At 69.5% G+C, this 6,000-nt stretch carries 7 protein-coding genes; 2 read left to right on the top strand and 5 right to left on the bottom strand.

Going from position 1 to position 6,000, the window contains the following annotated elements; all coding sequences use genetic code 11:
• The coding region (locus tag G6034_RS13560; RefSeq protein WP_176635640.1) for a hypothetical protein at positions 1 to 196 on the bottom strand (196 nt) is incomplete at its 3' end.
• A 175-nt stretch (positions 197 to 371) separates the two neighbouring features.
• On the opposite strand from G6034_RS13560, the gene G6034_RS13555 reads away from it, so the two are divergent.
• Positions 372 to 1,463: an NADH:flavin oxidoreductase/NADH oxidase gene (locus G6034_RS13555; RefSeq protein ID WP_176635639.1), complete on the top strand. Its 1,092-nt coding sequence runs from the start codon at positions 372 to 374 to the stop codon at positions 1,461 to 1,463.
• 259 nt (positions 1,464 to 1,722) lie between these two features.
• Here the strand turns inward: G6034_RS13555 and G6034_RS20320 are convergent, their stop codons facing one another.
• From G6034_RS20320 to G6034_RS13535, 4 genes are all read right to left on the bottom strand, one after another.
• On the bottom strand, positions 1,723 to 1,935 hold the full coding sequence (locus tag G6034_RS20320; protein ID WP_218063914.1) for a PhzF family phenazine biosynthesis protein: 213 nt from the start codon (positions 1,933 to 1,935) through the stop codon (positions 1,723 to 1,725).
• 235 nt (positions 1,936 to 2,170) lie between these two features.
• A complete protein-coding gene (locus G6034_RS13545) occupies positions 2,171 to 2,596 on the bottom strand; it encodes a DUF302 domain-containing protein (RefSeq protein ID WP_176635638.1) in 426 nt (141 codons plus the stop codon).
• Positions 2,597 to 2,630: 34 nt separating this feature from the next.
• Positions 2,631 to 2,888 carry a metal-sensing transcriptional repressor gene (locus tag G6034_RS13540; protein WP_176635637.1) on the bottom strand — a complete coding sequence of 86 codons (258 nt, stop codon included), beginning with the start codon at positions 2,886 to 2,888 and terminating at the stop codon, positions 2,631 to 2,633.
• Positions 2,889 to 3,270: 382 nt separating this feature from the next.
• Positions 3,271 to 5,154 carry a S53 family peptidase gene (locus G6034_RS13535; RefSeq protein ID WP_176635636.1) on the bottom strand — a complete coding sequence of 628 codons (1,884 nt, stop codon included), beginning with the start codon at positions 5,152 to 5,154 and terminating at the stop codon, positions 3,271 to 3,273.
• Between the two features lie 226 nt (positions 5,155 to 5,380).
• On the opposite strand from G6034_RS13535, the gene G6034_RS13530 reads away from it, so the two are divergent.
• Complete coding sequence (locus G6034_RS13530; RefSeq protein WP_176635635.1) at positions 5,381 to 5,614, top strand: hypothetical protein; 234 nt, start codon at positions 5,381 to 5,383, stop codon at positions 5,612 to 5,614.
• Positions 5,615 to 6,000 lie beyond the last annotated feature (386 nt).

Here is a 6,000-nt window from a genome sequence, read left to right as displayed (position 1 = left end):
CCTGCGACCTGGGATAACCAACTACATCCAATCCCCACGCAAGGACCACATCACCCTGCGCAATGACGCCTTCAAAAAAGCCGTCGACCACGCCGAAGCCTTCATCCACGGCCCCGGCAGCCCCTAAATTCCCGTCTGGAAGGCACCAGTTGCCCGCACGGGAGTTCGCGGGCAATGCCGGGTCCAGCGTCTTCATGTGGCCTCCTTGGGCCGGGGGCACGTGGGAGTCGCCGGCATTTTCCCGGCGATACCCGCCGCTGCCGATGATCCCATTGCGCGCCCCCGGGCGACACCGCGGCACCCCGCCCGGGAATCAGCAGCGCCCCCTCGACGTTGCCCAAGGCAAGCGACCCGCAGCAGAAAGCACCCCCATGACGTCAGCACTCTTTGCACCGATCACCCTCCGCGGCCTCACTGTCCGGAACCGCCTCTGGGTCACGCCCATGTGCCAGTATTCCGCCGAGCAGCAGGACGGGATGACCACCGACTGGCACCTGGTCCACCTGGGGTCCTTCGCCCGCGGCGGTGCCGGCGCGGTTTTCACCGAGGCCACCGCCGTCCTGCCCGAGGGACGCATTTCGCCGCAGGATTTGGGCCTGTGGAACGATGCCCAGCGTGACGGCTTCGCCCGGATCGTCAGTTTCATCCACTCCCAGGGCGCCGCCGCCGGCATCCAGCTGGCCCACGCGGGCCGCAAGGCATCCACGTACCGGACCTGGGACGAGCGCCGCGGGACCGTTCCCACGGACGACGGCGGCTGGCCCACCGTGGGCCCCAGCACCATCGCGTTCCCCGGCTATGAGGCACCCGCGGCCCTCACGCCGGAGGGGATCCGCGAGGTCAGTGACGCATTCGCCAAGGCCGCGGTCCGCGCCATTGAGGCCGGGTTCGACCTCCTTGAAATCCATGCCGCCCACGGCTACCTCCTCCACCAATTCCTCTCCCCGCTCAGCAACGCACGCACCGACAGCTACGGCGGGAACTTGGCCAACCGGGCCCGGCTCCTCTTGGAAACCATTGACGCCATCCGGGCCGCGGCGGGCGACGACGTCCCGGTGTCCGTGCGCTTCTCAGCCACCGACTGGGTGGACGGCGGCTGGACCCTCGAGGACACCCAGACCGTTGCGCGCTGGGCCGCCGAGCACGGGGCGGACCTCGCCGACGTCTCCACCGGCGGCAACGTCGCCGCTGCCAACATCCCCGTGGGCCCCGGCTACCAGGTCCCGTTCGCCACCGCCGTCCGCACGGCCGCAGGGGTGCCGACCATCGCCGTCGGGCTGATCGAGGAGCCCCGCCAGGCCGAGCAGATCGTCGCCACCGGGCTGGCCGACGTCGTCATGCTGGGGCGCGCGCTCCTCCGCGACCCCAACTTTCCGCTGCGCGCCGCTGCCGCCCTGGGGGTGCCGGTTGACTATGCGCCGAAGCAGTACCACCGCGCACCGATGGGGCGCACGACGCCGTAACGGGCCTCCGTTGGCCCCGGGTCTGCGTGCGCGGCCGGCACCCTGTGTCCACCGCATGCCACATACGGGCTCACGCCGCGTGAACCCGATGTGGCCAAACTCTTGGTACAGGGACGCACGGCAGTTGCCGTGGGGCGGGGCCTTTCGGGGAGTCGACGAACAATCGGAAAGCATTTGGAGTGCATCCAGGTGAGGCAGGAGCGCGCGATCGGCTTGCCGCGGCCGTTCTCATGCGTGGCTGGTTTTAGCGCGGCCCGCGTCAGAGCGTGATGCTGCCGCAGACCGGGTCCTCGGCAACATCCATGCGGGGCGCGAAGGTGCGCATTTCGGAAGCGTATTGGCTGCCGTCGGGGCAGGCGCCGATCGCCCCGACCATGGCGTCGGGGATGGCGGAAAGATCCGGTTCCAGGGCGAGGACTTCCTCCGCCGCGGCGAGCTGGACAGCGGCCCAGCCGGGGCGTTGTCCACCCACTGGTGTGCCTTCACGGCGCCGCGGCCGATGCCGAACGCGGCGGCGATTTCGCCGACAAGGGATTCCTCCAGTGGGCCGGTGCGCAGTGTTGGCGGAGCGGCGAAGGATGGCGCGCCGCCGTCGTCGGCCAGCACCACTGCCACCGGGTTGCCCTGGCGGGGCGTGGCGGGGAAGACGTCGACTTGCGTGAACTGTCACGCGGTCAAGGCGTGGGTTCCTTCCAGGGCGGGCCTTGCTAGCTCCCGGCAGCTCCAATGCTGCGGAGGGTGGCCAGGGCCGCGCGGAGGCGCGCGTCGGCGTCGTCGGCGATTTCACTGACAACGGGGTTGCCGGTGAGCTGGACCATGGTCTGCGGATCGATGGCCTCGATGGTGGTCTCCCGGGCGTTATCGGCCCGTCGGACCACCACGTTGCAGGGCAGGAGGGTTCCCAGGGCCGGCTCAGCGGCCAGGGCGCGGCTCGCCAGGGCCGGATTGCAGGCACCCAGGATTACGTAGTCGCCGATCGCGTCGGCGGCCTCGGGCCCAAGCTTGGCGGCAAAGGTGGCGCGGACGTCGATTTCGGTGAGGATGCCAAATCCCTGCTCCGCCAGCGCCGTGCGGGTCCGCTGGACGGCCTCGGGCCAGGCCAGCGGGAGGGTGACGGTGTGCGTGTAGCTCATGGAATCTCCTGTAGGGGTGGTTGGTGCCAAACGCTTAGGCGAGGGACAGGAAGAGCTTCTCCAGGTCCTTCCTGGCCATGCCGGGGTCCTCGCTCCGGATGCACTGCTCCAGGCCGGTGGCGATGATGGCAAAGCCTGCCCGGTCCAGAGCCTTCGAGACGGCGGCAAGCTGGGTGACGACGTCCTTGCAGTCGCGGCCCTCCTCGAGCATCCGCGTCACGGCGGTGAGCTGGCCCTGGGCGCGTTTGAGACGGTTGATGACGGGGGCGAGTTCATTCGGATCGAGTTCCACGGCTGGCTCCAGGGTAGCGGGCTTTTTCCCCATCATACCCCATGGGGTATGATCCCAAAATAGTCCACCAATTCGAGGGAGCCAGCTGATGTGCCGTGCGGTCACGTGCAGGAAATGCGGCAGGACGACGTGGGCGGGATGCGGGCAGCACGTCGACCAGGTGATGCGCGGGGTCCCCGCCTCCCGGCGGTGCCCCGGCCACGAGCGGGAGGCGCCGGCAGGCAAGGGCTTTTTCGCCAGGCTGTTCGGCCGCTGATCGGCCCTGCCCGTCCAGTCGGACCGGGCACGCGGCGCAGTCCCCAGAGCAAACGACGACGGCGGCACCCAAGGCGGGTGCCGCCGTCGTCCGTATCCGCCCGGGACGGGCGCGTGGCGTGGGCGGTTACGGCGCGGGGGCGAGCCAGCCGGCGCGGGCGCTGCCCCAGCCCGTCTCGCTGTCCCAGCCGCTGCCGACCGACAGGCTCGTGTTGGCGGTGTTGAAGGAGCGCACCGAGTACGTGTACCCGTTGCTCGCATCCACCCCGTTCACGAAGTCGACCCGGATGTTGCCCGCATCAATGCCCGCGCCCGTCACGTCGTGGAAGCCCGAGTGGTCCGCGTAGATCGTCGGGTTCAGGAGCCCGAGCCCGTGGCCGCTGGCCTGGATCTTCAGCGCCGTCATGCCCGCGAACAGCGGCGAGGCCAGGCTCGTTCCGCCGATCCGGTAGGTGTCGTAGGCGGCGCCGCCGGGGAAGCTCTGCGTCTGGCCCACCAGCATGCCGGTGGTCGGGTCGGCGTCCATCGACACGTCGGGCAGGGCCCGGCCGCCGTTGGGGCTGTGGATGCCGGCGGACAGCTGGTAGTCGGGCTCGGCGAAGTTCGACGAGTAGCCGCCGCCGCCGCCGTACAGGAACGGCACGGACTGCGCCCAGGCACCGTTGGCGAGCGAATACTTGGTGGTCTGCCAGCCGGTCTCTCCGATCACGCCCGCCGGGGTGATGGCGGTCGAGGTGCCGCCGACGCCGGTGACAAACGGATCGGACGCCGGGTAGTCCGTCTGCGGCGAGCCGAGGGCCGCCGCTTCATCGCCCGAGTCGCCCGTGGAGAACGCGTAGCTGATGCCCTCCACCGCCCCCTGCAGGAAGGCCGTCTCGTAGGCCAGCAGGAGCGGGGTCTTGACCATGTCTCCCACGCCGCCCCACGAGTTCGTCACGATGGTGGCGACGCCCTCGTCGTTGATGCGGCTGAACGTGTCCAGCAGGTCGGAATCCTGGCAGCTGGCACCGGCGTAGTAGCGGATGTTCGCCGCCGGTGCCATCGCGTGCACGGCCTCCACGTCCAGCGTCTCCTCGCCGTACCAGCCGGAGGCGTTGCACTGCCTCGGCGAGCTGTTGCTGTTGACCTGGGTGAAGGTGCGCGGCAGGCTCTGCGTCAGCTGCCCCTTGGTGAACGGCTTGTCACCCGTATCGGTGGCATAGCGGTTGGCGTCGGCCTCAATCGTGGGGGACGCGTAGGCGTCGGTGATGGCCACGGTCACGCCGCGCCCGTCCAGGCCTGCGGCCGCGCCGGACTCGTAGGCGTTGCGCAGCTGCGGCCCGGTGTAGCCGCACGGGGCGTACGGGAGCGTGGCGCCGTTGAACCGGGGCAGTGCGGTGCCGTCCGGTGTGGGCAGCGTGGTGGGGCTCTGGTCCCCGTACCAGTGCGAGCAGACCGGCGCGTTGCGGAAGCCGGCGCTGGGCGGTGACGGCTTCTGCGTCCTTGGCTCAACAATGGACACCGTCGTGTCGAGGCCCGAGACGGCGATGATGGCCGAGGCCACGGAATCCGGTGCGGTGGCCGGGCCCGTGGGGGCCTGTACGCTGAGGCCGTCATGGCTGAAGTTCGCGATGGTCACGCCAAAGGCCTTGTTGGCCGCGGCGACGCTGCCGGTGACTTCAAGGTAGCGCTGGCCGGCAACCCCCTTCACCTGAAGGCCGGCCCCGCTCAGCCAGCTGCTCACGTCACTGACGGTCGACGCCTTGGTGTCGAACTGCGCGTGGTACTGGGCCGGGGTGAGGAACTGGTGGGAACTTGAGGCGGACTTGGCGGCGGCCTGAAGCGCGGCGAGTCCTCCGTTCGGTGCGAGGTAGACGCGCACGCTGACGTGGGCGTTCGGGGACGCGGCGCCGAGGTTCTTGCCGTGGGCGAGCCAGCTGGGCGACGAGTTGGGAATTGGTTTTGATGGTGGGGCGGCGTTGGCAGCGCCCGCTCCGGTGACCGCGGCGACGACAGCCGCGACGACCACCATGGACACTCCAAGGAAGGATTTTCGCATTCCAGGATCTCCAGACATGTTCAAGGGGCCGTGTGACGATTGTCGGGGGCCCGCTGGGTCAAGGCTAAGACTCGGCGGCCGCCCCGGCAACGATTTTTTTTGAACGGAATTACGCGGGGGTGGCACTGCTGGCATGGGCCGGCGTGCAGGAACGGCGCGAACCCTTTTGGCCACCGTGCAGGCGTGCCAGAATGGCGCTGTGCAGATTCAGGACTGGTGGCCCCTGGTGGACGAACCCACCCGGCAGTGGTTGAGGGACAACAACGGCGACGTGGTGCCGCCGGATGTCCTGGCCCGGATCACGGCCGTGGCGGGTGACGCCACGGCCGGTGCACCCTGGGCGGGCGGCAGCGGCCCGGACGGCTTTCTGCTCTCCGATGAGGCGGTCGACTGGATTGAGGAAGCGGCCAACGATGAGCAGCGGCCGGTCTGAGGGCGGAAAGCGGACGGGATTTGCCAGGTACACGTTTGAGGTGTTCTGCTGTCTTGACGGCTACGGCTCGAGCCATGAATGGGGCGGCCGCCTGCCGCATGTTCTCCGGGTTCGTGCCCGCGGTGACGCGGGCGACGCCGCCGCCCGGCTGACGAGGGAACCGCACGTTCCGCCGAGGTCGCACGGGAGCCTGTCGATGAACCACGCCCTCATGGCGGCAGGTCTGGGCGACGGGCTCCAGGTGACGATTTTCCCCGTCATCACGGCCATCACGGGCCATCACGGCCCTCACGGGCCAGGACCCGATACCCGGTGGCGCGGCGGGGTTCGACCTCGGGCTGCCCGAAGCCCGAACCATGGACGGGCACACCCAGGAGCTTAACAAC

The sequence above is a fragment of the Arthrobacter wenxiniae genome, assembly GCF_013376105.1.
Lineage (GTDB): Bacteria > Actinomycetota > Actinomycetes > Actinomycetales > Micrococcaceae > Specibacter > Specibacter wenxiniae.
Note: the sequence above shows the minus strand (reverse complement) of the source record. Positions and strands in the feature narration are given on the sequence as shown.

Coding starts and splice junctions, on each gene's coding strand:
- G6034_RS13555 (WP_176635639.1), top strand. CDS start 372: ATGACGTCAGCACTCTTTGCACCGATCACCCTCCGCGGCCTCACTGTC.
- G6034_RS13545 (WP_176635638.1), bottom strand. CDS start 2,596: ATGAGCTACACGCACACCGTCACCCTCCCGCTGGCCTGGCCCGAGGCC.
- G6034_RS13535 (WP_176635636.1), bottom strand. CDS start 5,154: ATGGTGGTCGTCGCGGCTGTCGTCGCCGCGGTCACCGGAGCGGGCGCT.